Origin of the sequence: Arthrobacter sp. MYb224, assembly GCF_002975455.1 — a bacterium.
Lineage (GTDB): Bacteria > Actinomycetota > Actinomycetes > Actinomycetales > Micrococcaceae > Glutamicibacter.
Window position 1 is genome coordinate 23,931 of sequence record NZ_PCPU01000013.1, and the last position, 19,339, is coordinate 43,269.

15 protein-coding genes are annotated in these 19,339 nt (G+C 58.8%); 10 read left to right on the top strand and 5 right to left on the bottom strand.

Features of this window, described 5'->3' with window-relative positions; translation table 11 throughout:
• Positions 1–32: 32 nt before the first annotated feature.
• Positions 33–965 (top strand): sugar phosphate isomerase/epimerase, encoded by a 933-nt coding sequence (locus CQ017_RS17165; RefSeq protein ID WP_105554743.1) that lies wholly within the window; start codon positions 33–35, stop codon positions 963–965.
• Between the two features lie 298 nt (positions 966–1,263).
• On the opposite strand, the gene CQ017_RS17170 is transcribed toward CQ017_RS17165, so the two are convergent.
• Positions 1,264–3,507 carry a polyribonucleotide nucleotidyltransferase gene (locus tag CQ017_RS17170; protein WP_105554744.1) on the bottom strand — a complete coding sequence of 748 codons (2,244 nt, stop codon included), beginning with the start codon at positions 3,505–3,507 and terminating at the stop codon, positions 1,264–1,266.
• Positions 3,508–4,077: 570 nt separating this feature from the next.
• Here CQ017_RS17170 and CQ017_RS17175 point away from each other — a divergent pair.
• The 4 genes from CQ017_RS17175 to CQ017_RS17190 all read left to right on the top strand — a co-directional run bounded on the left by CQ017_RS17175 (position 4,078) and on the right by CQ017_RS17190 (position 9,229).
• Positions 4,078–4,446 (top strand): hypothetical protein, encoded by a 369-nt coding sequence (locus tag CQ017_RS17175; RefSeq protein WP_105554745.1) that lies wholly within the window; start codon positions 4,078–4,080, stop codon positions 4,444–4,446.
• Between the two features lie 780 nt (positions 4,447–5,226).
• A complete protein-coding gene (locus CQ017_RS18465; RefSeq protein WP_258133787.1) occupies positions 5,227–7,485 on the top strand; it encodes a PT domain-containing protein in 2,259 nt (752 codons plus the stop codon).
• A 250-nt stretch (positions 7,486–7,735) separates the two neighbouring features.
• On the top strand, positions 7,736–8,779 hold the full coding sequence (locus CQ017_RS17185; protein WP_105554746.1) for an NAD(P)-dependent alcohol dehydrogenase: 1,044 nt from the start codon (positions 7,736–7,738) through the stop codon (positions 8,777–8,779).
• Positions 8,780–8,926: 147 nt separating this feature from the next.
• Positions 8,927–9,229, top strand: coding sequence for a DUF1883 domain-containing protein (locus CQ017_RS17190; RefSeq protein ID WP_176484260.1), 303 nt, complete (start codon positions 8,927–8,929; stop codon positions 9,227–9,229).
• 79 nt (positions 9,230–9,308) lie between these two features.
• Here the strand turns inward: CQ017_RS17190 and CQ017_RS17195 are convergent, their stop codons facing one another.
• The 3 genes from CQ017_RS17195 to CQ017_RS17205 all read right to left on the bottom strand — a co-directional run bounded on the left by CQ017_RS17195 (position 9,309) and on the right by CQ017_RS17205 (position 11,352).
• Positions 9,309–10,289 carry an ADP-ribosylglycohydrolase family protein gene (locus CQ017_RS17195; protein ID WP_219843968.1) on the bottom strand — a complete coding sequence of 327 codons (981 nt, stop codon included), beginning with the start codon at positions 10,287–10,289 and terminating at the stop codon, positions 9,309–9,311.
• Between the two features lie 90 nt (positions 10,290–10,379).
• Positions 10,380–10,892: a PaaI family thioesterase gene (locus CQ017_RS17200; protein ID WP_096288225.1), complete on the bottom strand. Its 513-nt coding sequence runs from the start codon at positions 10,890–10,892 to the stop codon at positions 10,380–10,382.
• Positions 10,882–11,352, bottom strand: coding sequence for a PaaI family thioesterase (locus tag CQ017_RS17205; RefSeq protein ID WP_105554749.1), 471 nt, complete (start codon positions 11,350–11,352; stop codon positions 10,882–10,884). The genes CQ017_RS17200 and CQ017_RS17205 overlap by 11 nt, the downstream gene beginning before the upstream one ends.
• Before the next feature lie 84 nt (positions 11,353–11,436).
• On the opposite strand from CQ017_RS17205, the gene CQ017_RS17210 reads away from it, so the two are divergent.
• The 5 genes from CQ017_RS17210 (at position 11,437) to CQ017_RS17230 (ending at position 18,423) form a co-directional block, all read left to right on the top strand.
• Complete coding sequence (locus CQ017_RS17210) at positions 11,437–11,913, top strand: helix-turn-helix domain-containing protein (RefSeq protein WP_105554750.1); 477 nt, start codon at positions 11,437–11,439, stop codon at positions 11,911–11,913.
• 751 nt (positions 11,914–12,664) lie between these two features.
• Positions 12,665–13,690, top strand: a complete 1,026-nt coding sequence (locus CQ017_RS17215) for a 3-oxoacyl-ACP synthase III (protein ID WP_176484261.1) — start codon at positions 12,665–12,667, stop codon at positions 13,688–13,690.
• Positions 13,684–16,275, top strand: a complete 2,592-nt coding sequence (locus CQ017_RS17220) for an alpha/beta fold hydrolase (protein ID WP_181148527.1) — start codon at positions 13,684–13,686, stop codon at positions 16,273–16,275. The genes CQ017_RS17215 and CQ017_RS17220 overlap by 7 nt, the downstream gene beginning before the upstream one ends.
• A complete protein-coding gene (locus CQ017_RS17225) occupies positions 16,272–17,288 on the top strand; it encodes an NAD(P)-dependent oxidoreductase (RefSeq protein WP_105554752.1) in 1,017 nt (338 codons plus the stop codon). The genes CQ017_RS17220 and CQ017_RS17225 overlap by 4 nt, the downstream gene beginning before the upstream one ends.
• 274 nt (positions 17,289–17,562) lie before the next feature.
• Positions 17,563–18,423: a prephenate dehydratase gene (locus tag CQ017_RS17230; RefSeq protein WP_096288237.1), complete on the top strand. Its 861-nt coding sequence runs from the start codon at positions 17,563–17,565 to the stop codon at positions 18,421–18,423.
• A gap of 202 nt (positions 18,424–18,625) precedes the next feature.
• On the opposite strand, the gene CQ017_RS17235 is transcribed toward CQ017_RS17230, so the two are convergent.
• The gene (locus CQ017_RS17235) at positions 18,626–19,192 is read right to left on the bottom strand and encodes a TetR/AcrR family transcriptional regulator (RefSeq protein ID WP_096288318.1); all 567 of its coding nucleotides are present in this window, start codon (positions 19,190–19,192) and stop codon (positions 18,626–18,628) included.
• Between the last annotated feature and the right edge of the window lie 147 nt (positions 19,193–19,339).

Consider the following 19,339-nt stretch of genomic DNA (forward strand, 5'->3'; position numbering starts at 1 on the left):
TGGCGTTTATCACACGCCAGAAAGGCATCACTATGTGCTTCGGATTCAATGCCCCCGCGGCTCTCAAACGCTCCCTCGAGCAGAAGGACGTGGGGCGGCGCGGCTTCCTCCGTAGCGCGGCAGCCCTCGGCGCCGGCGCCGGACTCGTCGCTCTCGGCGGAACCACCGCGCTGGCTGCACCCACTGGCCGCCGACCGGTGCCTCCAGGACAGATCAGCATCCAGCTCTACACGCTCCGCTCGATCATGCAAGGCGAGGGCGTCGACAGCGCCCTGGCTTCCCTGGCCGACTACGGCTACACCAAGATAGAGCTATCAAGCCTCTACGGCCGCACCGCAGGGCAAATGCGTGCCACGCTTGACTCGTTGGGCCTCACCCCGTCATCCAGCCACAATGGCATCAGCAATTCAGCCGCGGATCTGGAGGCAAAGCTCACCGATGCGCTCACGCTGGGCCAGACCTATATCAACGTGCCCTACCTCGTCTCCGACAACGCCGACGACTGGCGCCGCTGGGCCGACCAGATGAACGAAGAGGCCGCGGCCGCGGCCGCAGTGGGCCTGAAATACGGGTACCACAACCATGCCCACGAGTTCACGACCGACCTCGGCAATGGCGAAACCCCGTGGGACATCTTCACCAGCCGACTCGATCCGCGCCTCGTGCACCTAGAGGTCGACCTCTACTGGGCCGTCACCGGCGGCGTGGGCGTCGGCGCAGAAGATCCGATACAGTTCGCGATTGACACGATCGCCCAGGCACCGCAGAAGACACTGCAGTACCACGTCAAAGATCGCGATACCGCGGGCGACTTCGCGGATCTCGGCACCGGTGCCATCGATTTCTCACGCATTTTCGCGGCCCACCGCCCGAAGGAGTTCATCGTGGAGAACGACCGCCCGGACGTCACCCCGTTGCAGACCGCCGAGGTGGGTTACAACTACCTGCGCACCTTGCGCTTCTAAAGATCGCCGGCAGGAGGCTAAGCGCTAGTCTCAAGCTGGCAGGCTTGAAGGCCGGGCACCATGCGGTGCCCGGCCTTCGCAGTAAGCTCCATCCGCTCCTGGAGCAGGCCTCGCAAAGCACGCCGACCGGCCGCGCTGGCCTGAAGGAACCGTAGCAACGCGAAATATCGCCTTGCCGCCCGCACACGTAGCAGCTGTTTTCACCTGCAACCACGGACTGCAACCGGTTTAAGCCGATAGGTCCCGGCTCGCACAGTGTGCGGGCCGGGACCTATCAAAACGAACTAGAAGACGAGAATTACTCGGCCGCTACGGCTTCTGCTTCTGCTTCGGCTTCGTCGTCTCCCTCAACAACTGGAGACAGCGAGAGCTTTCCGCGGTCATCGATCTTGGTGATCTCGACCTGGAGCTTCTGGCCTACCGAGACGACGTCCTCAACATCCTCGACGCGCTTGCCGTCGTTGATCTTGCGCAGCTCGGAGATGTGCAGCAATCCGTCCTTGCCTGGGGTCAGCGAGATGAACGCACCGAAGGTGGTCAGCTTCACGACGGTACCCAGGTAACGCTCGCCGATCTCAGGAACCTGAGGGTTGGCAATCGCGTTGATGGCCGAACGTGCGGCTTCGGCGGACTCACCATTGGTGGCGCCGATCAGCACGGTGCCGTCATCTTCGATCGAGATGTCAGCTCCGGTGTCTTCCTGGATCGTGTTGATCATCTTGCCCTTCGGGCCGATGACCTCGCCGATCTTATCCACTGGGATCTTCACCGAGATGATGCGTGGCGCGTAGGTGGACAACTCATCCGGGGTGTCGATGGCCTGGTTGACCACGTTCAGGATGTGCAGGCGGGCCTCGCGGGCCTGGGTCAGCGCTGCGGCGAGCACCGAGGCCGGGATGCCGTCTAGCTTGGTGTCCAGCTGGATCGCGGTGATGAACTCAGGAGTACCAGCCACCTTGAAGTCCATGTCGCCCATGGCATCTTCGGCGCCGAGGATATCGGTCAGGGCAGCGTAGCGGGTTTCGCCGTCGACGGTGTCCGAAACCAGACCCATGGCGATACCGGCAACCGGTGCGCGCAGTGGCACGCCGGCGTTCAGCAGCGACAGGGTGGAGGCGCAGACCGAGCCCATGGAGGTCGAGCCGTTGGAGCTCAATGCCTCGGAGACCTGGCGGATTGCGTATGGGAATTCTTCACGCGAAGGAAGAACAGGCATGATGGCGCGTTCTGCCAGGGCACCGTGGCCGATTTCGCGGCGCTTCGGCGAACCTACGCGGCCGGTTTCACCGGTCGAGTATGGCGGGAAGTTGTAGTTGTGCATGTAGCGCTTGCGGGTGACCGGGCTCAGCGAGTCGATCTGCTGTTCCATCTTCAGCATGTTCAAGGTGGTGACGCCCATGATCTGGGTTTCGCCACGCTCGAAGATTGCCGAACCGTGCACGCGAGGCAGGACCTCGACCTCGGCGGAGAGCTGACGGATGTCAGCCAGGCCACGGCCGTCGATACGGATCTGCTCGGTCAGGATGCGCTGGCGCACGATGTGCTTGGTAACCGCACCGAAGGCCTTGGAGATTTCCCCTGCACGCTCGGCGAAGGCTGCGCCTTCACCGGTCAGCTGTGCGACGATCTCGTTCTTGAACTCGCCTGCGGCGTTGTCGCGGTCCTGCTTGTCAGCGATGGCGTAGATTTCGGCCAGGCGGGTGGAGGCTGCTGCCTCGACCGCTGCGTAGGCGTCATCTTCGTAGTCGCGGAACACAGGGAACTCGACGGTTTCCTTTGCGGCACGCGAAGCCAGATCGGCCTGCGCCTCGCAGAGAACCTTGATGAATGGCTTAGCGGCTTCAAGACCCTGGGCAACGACCTCTTCGGTCGGCGCGGTGGCGCCGCCCTGGATCAGTTCCCAAGCGTTGTCGGTAGCGTCGGCCTCGACCATCATGATCGCCACGTCGTCGCCTGCCACACGGCCGGCAACAACCATGTTGAACACGGCGTTCTTCAGCAGGCTGTGCTTCGGGAAGGCAACCCACTGGGCGCCTTCTCCGTCGTCAACCAGTGCAACGCGGACGCCGCCGATTGGGCCGGAGAATGGCAGGCCCGAAAGCTGGGTGGACATCGAGGAAGCGTTGATCGCGACGACGTCGTACAGCTCGTCTGGATCGATGGCCAGAACGGTGACAACAACCTGAACCTCGTTGCGCAGGCCCTTGACGAAGGCTGGGCGCAGCGGGCGGTCCATCAGGCGGCAAGCCAAGATGGCTTCGGTCGATGGGCGGCCTTCGCGACGGAAGAAGCTGCCCGGAATACGGCCAGCTGCGTACATGCGCTCTTCGACGTCCACGGTCAGTGGGAAGAAGTCGAAGCCTTCGCGTGGGTGCTTGCCGGCCGAGGTGGCCGAGAGCAGTGCGGTCTCTTCGTCGATGTAGACCATTGCAGCGCCCGCGGCCTGCTTGGCCAGGCGGCCGGTCTCGAAACGAATGGTGCGGGTACCGTAGCGACCGTTGTCGATCTGTGCTTCGGCGAACTGAATTTCTGGACCCTCCATTAAGGGGGTTCTCCTTTCGATCGCTCCCAAAGTGACAAGCGATCCGTGCAGGCCTACCCAGATCTGGTCTTCGATCGAGACTCGCACTTTAGCCGCAATAGACTAGAGCGAAAGCCACTACCGAGGACCGCGATACTGGCGGTCAGGACTCACGGTGACGCAGTCAAGGGAGTGTTTTTATCGTTGAGGGCTTGACCAAAGGCCAAGACCTGACTCTAAGCCTACCGGGAATTAGTCAAAGGTGCAGTTTTTGTCGGATCGGGCGGGTGTCTTGGTGCTCAAACCCAAATATCGAGGGTTCTCTGACGCGTTGCAGCGGACTCCCGCCCAAACCCAAACCAGGAATGAAGGAGTCGTATTAAATTGTCCATCCATCGCCTTGCGGCGGCACTAGCGACCGCCTGCCTGTTCGCATTGACGGCATGTTCGACGCCAGCAGCAGATCGCACAGACGCCGCCGGCTCTACCGAAGGACCTACGTCGACCGAGGAGGCATTCGATATAGCCGTTAGCCCAACTGCAGAACCCGACTCCCCCGAGGCATCCCCGACTCCCGCAGCAGCGGAGGAAATGACTGAGGAAGAACTCGCTGTTTGGGCAGATGAGAAGTTGCAGCAGTGGATGGACGACATCAACGAGGGCTGGGAAGACGTTGCAATGGACATCCATCAACCATCTGATTTCCTCAAGTGGTATCCGACGGACCCGCACGGTCATATTGTCTCGGTCGCGGCGCCCGCATACGGCGAACTGGTCATCACGCTAGAACCCTACAAATGGGAATCGAGCCCGACCGACGACCTCGCGTATGTAGGAAGCAACACCATGCTGCGCATTGGAGAACGCGAGCCCAATCTAGAAAGGATCACGGTCCTCACGCAAGACGGGAAACACAGCTACGTTGCCACTCGCGCGCAGTGGCCGCCGATGGAAGGCTAGCGCCCGACTCCAAAGTCGAAACGCATGGGCCAAATGCCTGCTAGCTGGCGCGCGCCCAACGGCGATGCCGTCGAAGTTCGCCTGCCCTCCTCCCCCGAAAACAGTGCACCCAGAGGCAAAGGAACTGGCCCACGGACCGGGCTAGGATCCATTGTTAGAAAACTTTCGCGGCGCTCAGGCTAAATGCACGCCACGAATAATTGGTCCCGATCTAGCGATGAGACGCTAGGCGGACACCGACTATTCCGCACCTTGTATTGTCGCGACCTTCACCTGCTTCTTAATACCCTTCTAAATCAAGGAGAGGCCACGCGCTCGATAAGCAATGGCCGAAACTTGCCGCACTGAAACGCAATACTCAGATCGAGATGCACCGATTAGTGCCTCATCAAGCTCCTAGGTCAACGTATCCATTTACCTTCAGAGTCGCGCCCTAAGGACGCCTGCAGCGCGCAAGCGGATCATTCATTCGAATGGCCATTAAAATTACTTCACATTAATCTCTCCTATAAAACACCTAGTCAAAACAGTCTGTCGCACTTCTTGTACATCAACTGGTTGAACTCGTTATCTATTCGTGATCTACTGGCCGGAGTTCCGGGTACCTCGACGGTACTGGGTTCACACTTGCCCGCATCTTCTTGAAGACGAAAGCTTTTCTCTATGAACCAGTCCCCGAAATCCAACGCGCGTAGAGCTCGATTGCCACTTGCCGTCATCACGGCCGGCTCGCTCGCCTTAGGCGGCGTTGTTGGCGGAGCAGCAGTCATTTCTCCGGCCATGGCAGTCCAACAAGCCACGATCAATGCTGCGAATCCCTCCGCGGATGTGCCACCTATCAAGAACGATGAGGAACTTAAGGTCGTCAACCCAGGCGAGGAACTGTTCTCTTTCGATTATGAAAACAGCGACCCCGCCAAGGGACTTGTGATCCTCAACGACAAAACTGGGCTCATCAACGAGGGCGACGAAGTGTGGTTGAGTTCGTCATCCCTACCGCAGACCGGAAGTTCGACCCCGGCAAAATACGAAAATGGGCAAGTTGTGTACAACGGCCCACGCGATACCCCTAATGGTTACCAAACGTGGCCATCGGATACCAAGCAGGTGAGTTTCGGGGCTTCTGTAGGCCCTGACCACGGGATCCACCAAGGCGGCACTCACTTCGTGCCCGCTGGCGCTCCCTCGTTGGAGGCCGACAAAATAGAGCAGACCAGCGACACTCCACTACTGCCGGTAGGTACTGAGTCTTGGACTTTTAACATTCCTACGTCGCCGTCATGGATCGCAGATGCCACGGTCGAAGTCGCATACTGGAGCGACGCTCCGGATGCACCTAATCAAGGGTTCATGAACTACGAGCTAAGCGACAAGACCTTTGCAAACGGTCAGCTTACGGTCTCCGATGAAGTACTACCGAAACTCTCCGAAGGTGATTTTTACTTCGTCACGTTTAGAGGAGCGGGCGAGGATCAGCTTGCCACCGCCTACATGGGTCTGTACGGCGAGCTTCCTGAACCGACTCCCGAACCAACCGAGGAGCCAACGGCGGAACCGACCGTAGAACCGACCGTAGACCCTACTGAAGAACCAACAGAGGAACCGACTGTAGAACCTACCGAGGAACCAACAGAGGAACCGACCGTAGAACCTACCGAGGAACCAACAGAGGAACCGACCGTAGAACCTACCGAGGAACCAACAGCGGAACCGACCGTAGAACCTACCGAGGAACCAACAGCGGAACCGACCGTAGAACCTACCGAGGAACCAACTGCGGAACCGACCGTAGAACCTACCGAGGAACCAACAGCGGAACCGACTGTAGAACCTACCGAGGAACCAACAGCGGAACCGACCGTAGAACCTACCGAGGAACCAACAGCGGAACCGACCGTAGAACCTACCGAGGAACCAACAGCGGAACCGACCGTGGACCCTACTGAGGAACCAACAGTTGAGCCAACGGCAGAGCCAACAGAGGAACCGACCGCCGATCCGACGGCAGAACCAACTGATTCCCCAGAGGTCCCCAAAGCTCAAGAACCAGAGTCCGGCGATCAGGTAGCCCCAGGCGAGGAAAACTTGTCGTATGACAGTGAATCCTCTGCACCTGACGAGGGTAAGTTCGTTTTCAACACCGGTACCGATGTTGAAAACGGCGCGATTACCGTCAACTACCGCACTTCACCTGATGCCGAACCTCAGACCACCACCGGCAATGTCAGCGACGGCAAACTCACTTTGCAAGGCGACGATGCCTTCACCGACACCGTAAAGGACTTCAACCAGCTGCTCATCACTGTGCAAGACGCTGAGGGCAAAACCATCTCTTCCGTCCTCTCCGGCGCCAGCGTTCTAGCTTTGCAGTCCGATATCGTTGATAACCGTTTGGGGCTACCACTGGTTGAAGCTGGAGCAGTTGAGCTGGGCTTCGATGTACCCGCAGGGTTCCCAACTGTGGCTGAAGACAACTTCAGATTTGATGTGAAGTTCGTCGACACCCAGGGACAGCCAGTTTCCGTTTCGGACGTGGCTTTTACCGTCGAGGGTGAAACCCTGATCGTCAACGATCCACGAGTCGCAGAACTCACGGCCGGTACCTACTTCCTCTATGGTGAACAGCAGGCCGATGACGCAAACCGCAGCGCAGCAGCGTTTGCCCAGCCTGCAGCTGATCCAGTTGTCAGCGTGTCTACTTGGTTCGGACTGTTCGCCCCAGCGGCTGAGGTAACACCAACCCCTACCGAAGACCCAACGGCGGAACCAACGGCGGATCCTACCGACGATCCAACGGACGAACCTACGGGCGATCCAACCACGGAGCCAACGGACGACGAGGCCCCTACCGCTACGGCACCTCCTACACACGAAGCGCCAGAACAGGACAACAGCCCAAAGGACGATAATTCCAATAAAGACGAGCTCGCCGACACCGGCGCGAGCGACGGTTTGCTCATTGCGGGCAGCCTAGCGCTAGGACTCGTCATCTTGGGCGCAGTCGCACTGGGCCTGCGTCGACGCGGGCGCCACGGCTAGGCAGAACAGCAAACTTCGAAAGCACTGCTAGAGCCGTGCAATTGAAGCGAACCGGACGGCCGTTGGATCGATACGACAAAGTATGGATCCAACGGCCGTTTCGCATTCTCCCAAATTTGTTCCCCAGAACGGGACTATTCTCTGGATTACGCATGTTCTACCCATGGACGACTTAAAGACGTTTGGTATCCGCGTGCCGCCATCCGGCGCGCGGAGACAGGCTTACATCAAGACTAGGGAAAGAACTCCTATGACAACCATGGTCAACGCATATGCTTCCCCTTCGGCCACCGAGGGACTCATTCCCACACAGATCGAACGCCGCGATGTCGGGCCTCACGATGTACTAATCGACATCAAGTACTCGGGCATCTGCCATTCCGACATCCACACCGTACGTGGCGAATGGGGCCCGCAGACTTATCCGCTGGCTCCTGGCCACGAAATCGCCGGCATCATTGCGGAGGTCGGCTCAGCTGTCACCAAGCACAAGGTCGGTGACCGCGTGGGTGTGGGTTGCATGGTCAACTCCTGTATGGAATGCGAGAACTGCCTCGCGGGAGACCAGCAATTCTGCGACAAGTCGGTGGGAACCTACGGTGCCACGGACCGCGACGGCACCATCACCCAGGGCGGCTACTCCACCCACGTGGTCGTCACCGAGAACTTCGTGCTGAGCATTCCTGAAGGTATAGAACTCGATGTCGCCGCTCCTCTGCTTTGCGCAGGCATCACAACTTTCTCTCCGCTGAAGCACTGGGGTGCCGGACCGGGCAAGAAAGTTGCAGTGGTGGGCCTTGGCGGTCTGGGCCACATGGCGGTGAAGATCGCCAGTGCCTTGGGTGCCGAAGTAACCGTGCTGTCCCAGTCCTTGAAGAAAAAGGAAGACGGGCTGCACATGGGGGCAAGCGATTACCGCGCCACCAGCGACGAGAACACCTTCAAGGAGCTGCAAAAGAGCTTCGATCTGATCATCAACACGGTTAGCGCCTCGATCAATGTCAGCGACTACCTTGGATTGCTGCGCGTCAATGGCACCATGGTCAACGTTGGCGCGCCGGCAGAGCCACTGCCGGTCAACGCCTTCGCGCTTATTGGCGGTCGCCGCTCATTCGCCGGCTCGCAGATTGGCGGCATCGAGGAAACCCAAGAGATGCTGAACTTCTGCGCCGAGCACGGAATTGGCGCAGAAATTGAGGTCATTGCCGCCGAGCAGATCAACGAAGCATACGAACGCGTGATGAAGTCCGATGTCCGCTACCGCTTCGTGATCGATACAGCGACGCTCGTCTAGGCGAACAAAACTTGATCGACTGAGGTGCACACGGCGTTCGAACTATTGACCGAAGAGTGAGTGGTTCGAACGCCGTTTTTGGAGGAAACACTTGCATCTACATCTGAACGCCCCGCCACTGCTTGCCGAGAAATTAGGGGAAGTACGGTGACCGCTCCCGATTTCACCGAATATCAGTGGGATTTCCTTGAACGCGGCAGCGTGCTATTGGTAACGCTCAGTGGACCTGCCAACCTCAGGCTCATGGATCCAGAAAATTTCGCGGCCTTCCAAGACGGTGCCGAATATGACTTCCATGGCGGAATGGCGCGCAAGGCACCCTACAGGCTCAAAGTCCCTCAGTCCGGTCCATGGTTCTTGGCGATTGATCTGACGGGACTGAGCGTCCGCGGAGTACGCCACGCGGTGAGCGTGGAACCACCGCAGAAACTCGTCGAGCGACGGTCCTAATCAAAAGCGCTCGGGTGTGCCAAAAGGCAGGTGGCCCGTTGGTCCGAATCAAAGGGTTGCGCGCAGATTGCTGCGATCTCTAACCTGCAAGTTTAAGTGAGAGATCTACTAGGCTCTTAGCGTCGAGCCCCGGCCAGCCATGGAGCTTGTCTAGCCAATCCTCTGGGATAGCCGGCAGCCCATAGGCAGCACCTACCAACGATCCAGCAATCGCCGCTACGGTATCCGTGTCAACTCCGCCACGTACCGCTGCTTCCAGGGAAGCAACTAAATGCGTTGACTTCTCCCCTACGGTATCCGTGGAAACGGCAATGGAGCTCCATGCTCCTTGGAAAGCTTCCACGACCCACCCGTTACGCGAGAAGTCGCGCGGCCGCTTGTCTTCGGCCTGTTGAATGCGCTGTTCCCAAACTACTGCGCGAGCGGGTTCCAAAAGCTGCAGCCCAATTCGGATATCCAGTTCACCGGTGAGCACAGCGTGACGCACGGCAAGAGTCCACAAGCCGCAAGCCTCTGCTGCCTCCTCGTCGAAGTGAGTCAGCCTGCTGATGGCAGTTGCCGCTTGATAGGCCTCGGCCGGCGTGCGCTCTAGATAGGCCAAGGCGACGGGTGCCGTTCGCATGAGGCTTCCGTTGCCAGCCGAGCGGCCGGTTCGCAGGTGAACGGATTCGGCAGCCTTCAGTGCGTCTTCTGCGCTGGGCTCGTGGCGGTTACTTTCACGCGCGCTTTTTTCGGCCTCGCCGAGGACGGCACGCGTCTGGCTGCCAACATCCGGTGCGCTCTGAGCCCAAATGGCCCACTGCCGCACCATGTAATCCGCTGCGTCACTATTGAGTGTTCTTTGGGAGTTTACGAGTGCCCGTGCAATCACGATTGCCATCGAGGTATCGTCCGTCCATTCCCCCGGCGCAAAGTCTCCGAGCCCTCCGCCGATCATGGCAACCGGGGCGTCCTGAGGCATCGGGGCATCGAATTCATAGCCAGCGCCAAGTGCGTCCCCTGCAGCCATGCCCACGAGTGCTCCACAGATACGGCTCTTCATGCCAGACGAAAACTCCATGCGGTCCCTCCACCAGAAAATTTGACTCATACTCAGCTACTGCTGTGTGTCTAAATTACCGTGCGCGCCCGACAAGATGGCCGGAAGCTACTACTTGTTCGAATCAAGAGGGAATACGAGAAGCGAGCTTGATGCGGTCGCAACGACCTTGCCGTTCTTATCTACGACTTCCCCTTCAGCGAAGATCACTCGCCGGCCCGGCTTGGTAACCCTCCCGGTGCATCGCAACGGCCCACTGTCGGCAAGCACTGGACGCAGGTAGTTCACTTTGATCTCGATAGAGGTATAGCCCATTCCTGCAGGAAGCGTCGAGTGCGCTGCGCAGCCGAGCGCCGAATCGAGCAGTGCACACACCAGCCCTCCGTGCACCGCACCAATCGGATTGTAGTGCGACTCCTCCGGAGTGCAGGTGAAGGCCACCGACCCCTCAGATACTTCGGCTACATCCATATTGAGATGCCCTGCGATGGGCGCCCCCGGAATTTCGCCGGAGGCCATCAGTTTCAAATACTCGAGCCCGGAAAACAACGGTAGCTGCTGCAGCGCGCTAGCAGGATCTCGCCACCTCACGACCTTTTCGTGTTCGCCCTGTCTAGCTTCCATCTGTTTTTCCCTCTTCGTTCCGGGCTTCAGTAACTTGCGAAGGCAACGGCACGTTTTGCAACCGCAACTGTCCGCGGGCAAGCACCTTGGAGCTGGCAACATCTGTGATGATGACTTCCCACAATTGCTGAGTAAGTCCTTGGTGTAGCGCGGTGGCTTCCACCCTTGCCAGTCCCGCACTGCCTGGCCGCAAGAAATCTGTGGCGTTATGTACACCGACGGCAAATTGGCCAAGTTCCTTCACCGCATAGCTCGCCGCGATGCTGGCGGCACTTTCAACGATCGTGGTGAACAGCCCGCCGTGCACCACTCCCCATGGGGTGTGGTGGTTTGCCCCTAGCTCCACGTGCCCACGGAGGAACGTCTTGCCGACCTCTTCAACGATAAAGCCGGAAGCGGCGACAAAGTCGCTAGCCGCATCGAGCCCCATGTCAGGAAGTACGTCGTTGCTTGTTTTCATTGATTGGCCTCTCAAAAGCTAACTGTTATATTTGAAGCTAGCTAGATCGACGGGACATGTCAACGGTAAGGAGCGCTCTTCATCATGCAATGGCTCGACTATGACACCGAGAATTGTTCGATTCAGCGCACACTGGACACCATTGGTGAAAAGTGGAGCCTCATGGTGCTTCGTGAAGCTTTTAACGGTGTGCGCCGATTTGACGAGATCCGCAATCATCTAGGGGCTTCCGAGGCGGTCATCGCTGCCAGACTGCGCACCCTAGTGGCAGCTGGAATTCTCTCGGCCACACCGTACAAGGAGCCAGGCCACCGTACTCGAAACGAGTATCGCCTGACGCAAAAGGGCTTGGATCTCTATCCCGTACTTATCTCGTTGCTCCAGTGGGGCGACAAATACGAAGCAGATACGGCTGGCCCACCGCTACTCGTCACGCATCGGGAGTGCGGCGAACCGGTGTCAGCAATTATCCAGTGCGCCGGTGCGCATGTTCTTGATTCACCACGAGAATCGCAAGTCTCCCCCGGCCCAGGGGCAAAACTCCGCAACTCCGTTACCTAAGGCCACGAGACCACAGCCCCGACTTTTTCCGGAACCGCGGCCAACTCGTTCAACACCCCGGTCCTCCAGAACAGATTAGCTGTCGTCAAGGCTCGTTCCTGACCCGAACGCGGACAGCGGTCGATTAGCTTTTAGCGCATTCCCGCCGCAATTTGTCCTTTGAGCTGTCCGAAATCAATTTTGCGTTGGTAGAGGGTGGCTCGGTATAAACCGACTACTTTCTAGCATCGCTAGCGGCGGCGCACCTCATTACCGCGACAAATACCAGCGGCATTCCTGCTATCTGCAGGGTCCAACCGCTTCTGGTCGCATCGACAAAATAAGTACTTTCGAATGACCTGGCGTTCAACTTCCACACTCGATCATTTGGAGTTTTCAGATGTAGCCTGCATTGAGCTCAGCTACGAAGACCAGAGCCCATCACGCAATTTAGCTTGTTCGGAAAATCTTGCTCAAGGAAATTAGCAATAACCCCAGCAGAACCTCAGGAATTCGATACCTCATTTAGCTGAAATGCAAGAAACAAGTTACTGTGCAGTAACTCACCGAGCGAAAAACCACTGGAATTTAGCTGAAAACCCTGAGAGTTTCTTGCTAACCGCTGAAAATAGCGCGCCCGTGTACGCAGTGCGCTCCAACAAGGAATACGGTAGAGGTAGACGTTTTTTCGTTGATGACTCTAACGCATCAAACGATTGTTACTTCGTCGCGTCCGTGAACGGCGCGACAGCCCCGACACAAAGGCTAAATTTTGAACGGCAATGCCACTTTTAAACACCACAATGTGGCCCTCTTGGCGGTAAACAGCGTACTTGCACCTGAGGTCATGAGTTCGGCAGAATTCGACGAGCGTCTGGCTCCTAGCCTCAAGCGTCTGCGCCTCTCCAAAAAGCTGCTTGAACGCGTGTCGGGTGTCAAAGAACGCCGCTGGTGGTCCGAAGGCATGGAATTTGATGATGCGGCGATTCTCGCTGGCAAGAAAGCGCTGGCTCAGGCCGGCGTTGAACCAGGCCAAATTGGCCTCCTGATCAACACTTCGGTGACCCGACGCAACCTAGAGCCTTCGGTAGCCTCAAAGGTTCACAACGGATTGGGCCTGCCGTCCTCCGCCATGAACTTCGATGTGGCCAACGCCTGCCTGGGGTTCGTCAACGGTATGAGCCTGGCTGCAAACATGATTGATTCCGGACAGATCAAGTACGCGCTGATCGTGGCCGGCGAAGATTCCCGGCCCACCCAGGAGACGACGTTCCAGCGCCTCAACGCCGAGAACTCCACCCGTGAAGACTACATGCGCGAATTTGCAACTCTGACTCTGGGCTCCGGCGCGGCCGCCGCCGTCATTGGACCGGCGGATGTTCACCCTGACGGACACCGCATTCTCGGCGGGGTTTCCCGCGCAGGAACCGAGCACCACGAGCTTTGTGTCGGCGGTCCGACCGGCATGTACACCGACACCAAAGGCCTGCTGGACAACGGCTTGGAGCTGGTAGTTGATGCTTGGGATGAAGCACATCATTCCGGCTGGGACTGGAAGTCCATGGACCGCTACGTCACCCACCAGGTCTCGAAGTCCTACACCAGCGCCATTATCAAAGCCGTGGGCCTAGTAAAGGACCGAGTGCCGATCACCTTCTCCAAATGGGGCAACGTGGGGCCTGCTTCCCTGCCAATGACCTTGTCGCAGGAGGCCGACTCGTTAAAGCCTGGTGACCGCGTGCTCTGCATGGGCGTCGGTTCAGGACTGAACACCGCGATGATGGAGATCGCCTGGTGACCGAGATCTTTCCCGGCGTAGATGCAAAATACTCGGGCTACCTAGACGTCCCTTCTACTTCGGAGGTAGACGATCCAGGAACCACCCACCTGTGGCATTTGCTGGACAACGAAGAAGAACTCATCGCGCGTGGTATCCACCCAGTCGGCACCCTGGTGTGCGTGCACGGCAATCCCACATGGTCCTACCTGTGGCGCAGCCTGCTGAGCCACGTTTCGGACAACGCCTTGCCATGGCGTGTCATCGCCGTAGACCAGCTTGATATGGGATTCTCTGCCCGCACCGGGAAGTTCCGTCGGCTGGCCGATCGAGTCAACGACCTAGGCGATTTGATCGAAGGCCTCGGACTCAACGGCAAAGTCACCACGGTTGGCCACGACTGGGGAGGAATCATTTCCCTGGGCTGGGCCGTAGCCCACCAAGAGCAGCTGGCGAACGCAATCCTTACCAACACCGCCGTACACCCTGCGGGCTTCGAGCTACCAGCCGCCCTGCGTTTGGCTTCGAACCCTGCAGTCCATGGGTGGGGCACCAAGAGCACTGACGCATTCCTTCGAGTGACTCATTCGCTGGCTCAGCCGGCCTTGGAGGCAGACGTCCGCAAGGCATTCATGGCTCCCTACACCAGCGCGGACAAGCGCACAGGCGTCGCAAACTTCGTAGCGGATATTCCTTTTAGCGAAGATCACCCGAGCCGTCCTGCATTGGAGGAGATCTCCGACGCAATTCGCTCGCTCTCCGTTCCGGCGCTCATGCTGTGGGGCCCTAAGGACCCGGTGTTCTCCGATCGCTACCTAAGAGATCTGATGGGCCGTCTGCCCCACGCTCAGGTGCACCGTTTCGAAGGCGCCAGCCACCTGTTGCCTGAAGACCGCGATATCGCCTCCCCCATTTTTAATTGGTTGGACGCCGAACGGGATTCTAAGAACTCCTCACGCGCCACCGCCCTGAGCGACTACCGTCCGATGCTCGCCGAGCTGGATTCACGCACAGATGACCACAGCATTGCGGTAGTGGATATCAATCCCCCGCGCTCCCTGTCCTGGTCTGAGCTCGGCGAACGGGTCAATGCTCTCGCAGCTGGCCTCTCGCAGATTGGTGTCACCGCCGGATCCAGAGTCAATCTTTTGGTGCCTCCCGGCATCGAATTGACTTCGCTGATTTATGCTTGCCTGCGTCTGGGCGCGGTCATTGTGGTGGCAGATGCAGGCCTGGGCACCAAGGGCTTGGGACGTGCCATCAAGGGGGCGGGCCCTAGTTTCCTTATCGGGATCGATCGTGCACTCGTGGGAGCCAGGTTCTTTGGCTGGCCCGGCACCCGAATTGCCGTGGAAAACTTGCCGGCCACCAAGCGCAAACTCCTCGGGGTGGCACATACCGTCCCCGAGCTGCTCGAGTCCGGTAATTCCGCTGCCCACGATGCGCCGACATTTGGCGAAGCCGACCCGGATGCCGATGCCGCGGTACTCTTCACCTCCGGGTCCACCGGCCCAGCCAAGGGAGTGGTCTACACGCACCGGCAATTGGCTGCCATGCGGGATACGCTGCGCGAGACGTACAACCTCAAGGCCGGCGCGGCTCTGGTAGCAGGATTTGCACCATTCGCACTTCTCGGCCCAGCTTTGGGCGCAACCTCGGTCACCCCCGATATGGATGTTACGGCACCGCGTACACTGACCGCCGCGGCGCTGGCGGATGCTGCTTTAGCCGTTGACGCAACCACCGTGTTCGCTTCTCCTGCCGCCTTAGCGAATGTGCTGGAAACTGAAGAGGCTCTAGACGGACGCCAACGCAGGATCCTCGAAAACGTCTCCCTGATGCTCTCGGCCGGAGCACCGCTTCCAGAGCCTTTGCTGGCCAGGGTCCAGGGCCTGGTACCCAATGCCCGGGTGCACACCCCGTATGGGATGACCGAGGCGCTTCCCGTGACCGATATAGATTTGGCAGGTATTCGCGCCGCCGGATCAGGGAACGGAGTATGCGTTGGCACTGCGGTCGCGGGGGCTCAAGTAGCCATTGCGCCGCTTGATTCCGATGGCCAAGCAGGCAACGAACCATTGGAAGAACCAAATCTCACCGGTGAAATCCTGGTGCGCGCACCCCACGTGAAGGATCGCTACGACAGGCTCTGGATCACCGAGCAGGTTAGCACCTCCATTCCTGGCTGGCACCGCACCGGAGACGTGGGTCATCTCGATGACCATGGACGGCTATGGGTCGAAGGCCGCCTCGGCCATGTGCTGCACACCGCCACGGGCTCGAAAACACCTGTGGCAGCGGAGCAGGCAGCCGAATCTGTAGCCGGCGCCGGACGAGCTGCGGTGGTCGGTGTCGGACCGGCAGGGACTCAAGCCGCCGTAGTGGTGATGGAAACAGTCCCACCGGCCCGCCGCGCGTCTCCCGCCCCGGCCGCATTTGCGCACGCGGTGCGCACCGCGGTGGAACGAACTGGTCTGGAAATTTCGGCTGTACTCCTCGTCCCGGATCTGCCAACCGATATTAGGCACAATTCCAAGATTGACCGTGCGGCGCTGGCAGGCTGGGCGGCGACCACGCTGGCCGGCGGAAGGATCGGCAAGCCATGAGTGAAAACCAAAGTTCCGCGCCAACCCGTCGCGTCTTAGTCACCGGCGCCAGCGGAATGCTTGGCGGCGCCGTAGCAGAGCGGTTACGCACCCAAGGCCATCTTGTCCGAACCTTCCAACGCAGACCATCGCAGGGAGCCACGGACGACGTCTTGGGTTCGCTTACGGATTCTGAGGCAGTAAGGCAAGCGACCAAGGGCATGGATGCTGTCATCCATCTGGCAGCCAAAGTTTCATTCACCGGTGCATGGCAAGAATTTGTCGACACGAATATCAACGGAACTAATAATCTGCTCAGGGCTTCCAAAGAGGCCGGAGTCAAAGACTTCGTCTTTGTTTCTTCCCCTTCGGTGGCGCACTTCGGCGAACCGTTGGCCGGCGCAACCGCCGGTGTGGCAGATCCTGAGCGGGCCCGCGGAAACTATGCGCGTTCCAAAGCGGCGGCGGAGCTCAATGCCCTTGCCCAAGATTCGTCTGACTTCCGGGTAACCGCGATCAGACCCCATGTGGTCTGGGGTCCCGGTGACACGCAGCTGGTTGAACGTGTCATTCACCGAGCAAAAGCCGGACGACTTCCGCTGCTGGATCATGGAGCAGCGCTCATTGACACCACCTACATCGACAATGCAGCCTCGGCGATAGTTCGCGGCCTCGAGCGCATGGAGTTTGCTCACGGTCGTGCCCTGGTAGTCACCAATGGTGAGCCGCGCCCGGTGGGCGAACTCATTGCAGGGATCTGCCAAGCGGGCGGCGCACCGGCCCCCCGGCTAAACGTTCCGGGCTGGCTTGCACGCGGTGCGGGATCAGTCATCGAACGCGTCTGGCTTGCGGCTGGCGCCAAGGATCTAGTACACGACGAACCGCCGATGACGCGGTTCCTTGCGGAGCAGCTGTCGACCGCACACTGGTTTGATCAGCGCGAAACGCACGAAATCTTGGATTGGAAACCTGAAGTAACCATCGCTGAGGGATTGCAAAGACTAGCTTCGCACTACGTTGAGCTGGATCGATAGATTGCATAGGAAATTAGCCGCAGAATAGTCGCCTCTGCCCGGAGGGTACATCTGGAGGGCTCGCAGCGTTCTACAGCTTCTGCGCCCCGGACCTGACGGATTACTTCGAGGTGTTCCCCGAACCCGAATTGGCGTGCATCTAAGTGCTGCCAAGCGGTCGACTACCTGGCAACTGCTCCAGCGGCAACCGCGCAGAATTCGAAAATTGGCGCGCATCAGGAAACCTTGATTCACTCTTTCTTGCAGCACGAGTACTCTGCGCTAAGTTGATTCAATGAGCAATAAGATTTCTTATCAGGGCGAAGCCGGATCGAACTCAAACATCGCTTGCACCGAGAGGTTCCCCGATATGGAAGCCGTCCCGTGCGCCAGCTTCGAGGATGCGTTTGCGATGGTCGAAAGTGGCGCGGCAGACCTCGCCATGATCCCGATAGAGAATTCCATTGCCGGCCGTGTTGCCGATATCCACGTATTGCTCCCGGAATCTGACCTCCAAATCGTTGGGGAACATTACCTCAGAATCCGTTTCGACCTGCTCGGAATTCCCGGAAGCAGCATTGAAGCCGCCACCGAGGTCCATAGCCACATCCACGCGCTGGGCCAGTGCCGACGTTTGATACGCGAACATCAGCTGACCCCGGTCATAGCCGGGGATACTGCAGGGTCCGCCCGCGAGATCCGGGATTGGGATGACCCCCGAAAATTGTCGTTGGCCCCGCCGATGGCCGCCGAACTTTACGGACTCGAGGTCCTGTCCAGCGGGGTCGAAGACGACCCAACGAATATGACCAGATTTGTTGTTCTGGCCCGCAAACAAGCTTTGCCTACCCGGGCGCAACTGCCCGATGAAGTCATCACGAGCTTGGTCTTCCAGGTACGCAACGTGCCCAGTGCGCTGTACAAGGCACTTGGCGGATTCGCAACAAATGGCGTGAACCTCACGCGTATGGAAAGCTACATGGTCGGCTCCACATTCGCCGCGACCACGTTCATGGTTGACATTGAAGGGCACCCGGAAGATCTTCCCGTACGGCTTGCCCTAGAAGAACTGGATTTCTTCACATGGGAAATCAAAACCCTCGGAACCTACGCGGCCAGCGAGCACCGGCAGGCCGGATCAGCTTCATTCATCTAATGTTGCTCCGTCGCTCTGACACGCTTCGTATCCATTGGACGCAAATGTTCTAGGCCGCAGGGGAATCAGTCTGAGGGACTTTCATAGCCTGCGACCAAGCAGTTCTGCACCATGGCTGCTGGAGAATCGACCGTATCCGGAACGTACCCCGTAGACGTCGCAGATCACCAACGGCGTATTTCCCGTTGCGGCGTTATGCCAGCTATTGGCGAATAGCAGCCAAATTAGCTTCAAGCAGAGCTCCGACGGTTTCGATTGCCTCCCGTACGGCATCCGGATCGGCAACAGTCAGTTGCTGAAACACTAAACCGTCCAAAGCGGCAAAGACCGCTCGGGCCAGCGGTCGTGAGTTGACGTGCCCTTGCCTACCCAAGGCACGCTGCAAAGCGTCGATATATCCCTCATAGAGCGCTTTGGCCTCATCGCGAAGGTCGGGGCGGCGGCGCGACTCCAGCACGAATTCATACTGAAACAGCTGAAGCTGCGGCTCTCGCTCGACCAGTTCGACCAGCGTACGCGCGAACCCCCCGTCTATGGTTTCCGCGGCAGACAAGTCACTTAGTCGTATAGCCCTAGATATTGCCCAGGCCACCGCCTCATGGAGCAACGTGTCCTTGGTCCCGAAGTGGTGGCTAATCAGGGTGTTGTTGACCTGCGCTACCTCGCTGACCGCACGAAAAGTAAGGCCGTGGAGTCCGCGTTCGGCCACGACCGCCACGGTGGCGGCAAGCAGTGCTTCCTTGCCGTCGCCATATTTATTGTTCCGCATCGCTTTCACATACTGAGTCTAACTCCTCAACGTGGCCCTTGACACAACGAACTAAGCAGATGCATAGTTTTAACCATGTGAGGCAGACCACGCCTCGAAACCCGCGAAACACAATTCCCGCGCAGCCTCCAACTCGTGATCGAAAGG

Coding starts and splice junctions, on each gene's coding strand:
- CQ017_RS17195 (WP_219843968.1), bottom strand. CDS start 10,289: ATGGAGTTTTCGTCTGGCATGAAGAGCCGTATCTGTGGAGCACTCGTG.
- CQ017_RS17175 (WP_105554745.1), top strand. CDS start 4,078: ATGACTGAGGAAGAACTCGCTGTTTGGGCAGATGAGAAGTTGCAGCAG.
- CQ017_RS17200 (WP_096288225.1), bottom strand. CDS start 10,892: ATGGAAGCTAGACAGGGCGAACACGAAAAGGTCGTGAGGTGGCGAGAT.
- CQ017_RS18465 (WP_258133787.1), top strand. CDS start 5,227: ATGGCAGTCCAACAAGCCACGATCAATGCTGCGAATCCCTCCGCGGAT.
- CQ017_RS17170 (WP_105554744.1), bottom strand. CDS start 3,507: ATGGAGGGTCCAGAAATTCAGTTCGCCGAAGCACAGATCGACAACGGT.
- CQ017_RS17230 (WP_096288237.1), top strand. CDS start 17,563: ATGAGCAATAAGATTTCTTATCAGGGCGAAGCCGGATCGAACTCAAAC.
- CQ017_RS17235 (WP_096288318.1), bottom strand. CDS start 19,192: ATGCGGAACAATAAATATGGCGACGGCAAGGAAGCACTGCTTGCCGCC.
- CQ017_RS17165 (WP_105554743.1), top strand. CDS start 33: ATGTGCTTCGGATTCAATGCCCCCGCGGCTCTCAAACGCTCCCTCGAG.
- CQ017_RS17225 (WP_105554752.1), top strand. CDS start 16,272: ATGAGTGAAAACCAAAGTTCCGCGCCAACCCGTCGCGTCTTAGTCACC.
- CQ017_RS17210 (WP_105554750.1), top strand. CDS start 11,437: ATGCAATGGCTCGACTATGACACCGAGAATTGTTCGATTCAGCGCACA.
- CQ017_RS17205 (WP_105554749.1), bottom strand. CDS start 11,352: ATGAAAACAAGCAACGACGTACTTCCTGACATGGGGCTCGATGCGGCT.
- CQ017_RS17185 (WP_105554746.1), top strand. CDS start 7,736: ATGACAACCATGGTCAACGCATATGCTTCCCCTTCGGCCACCGAGGGA.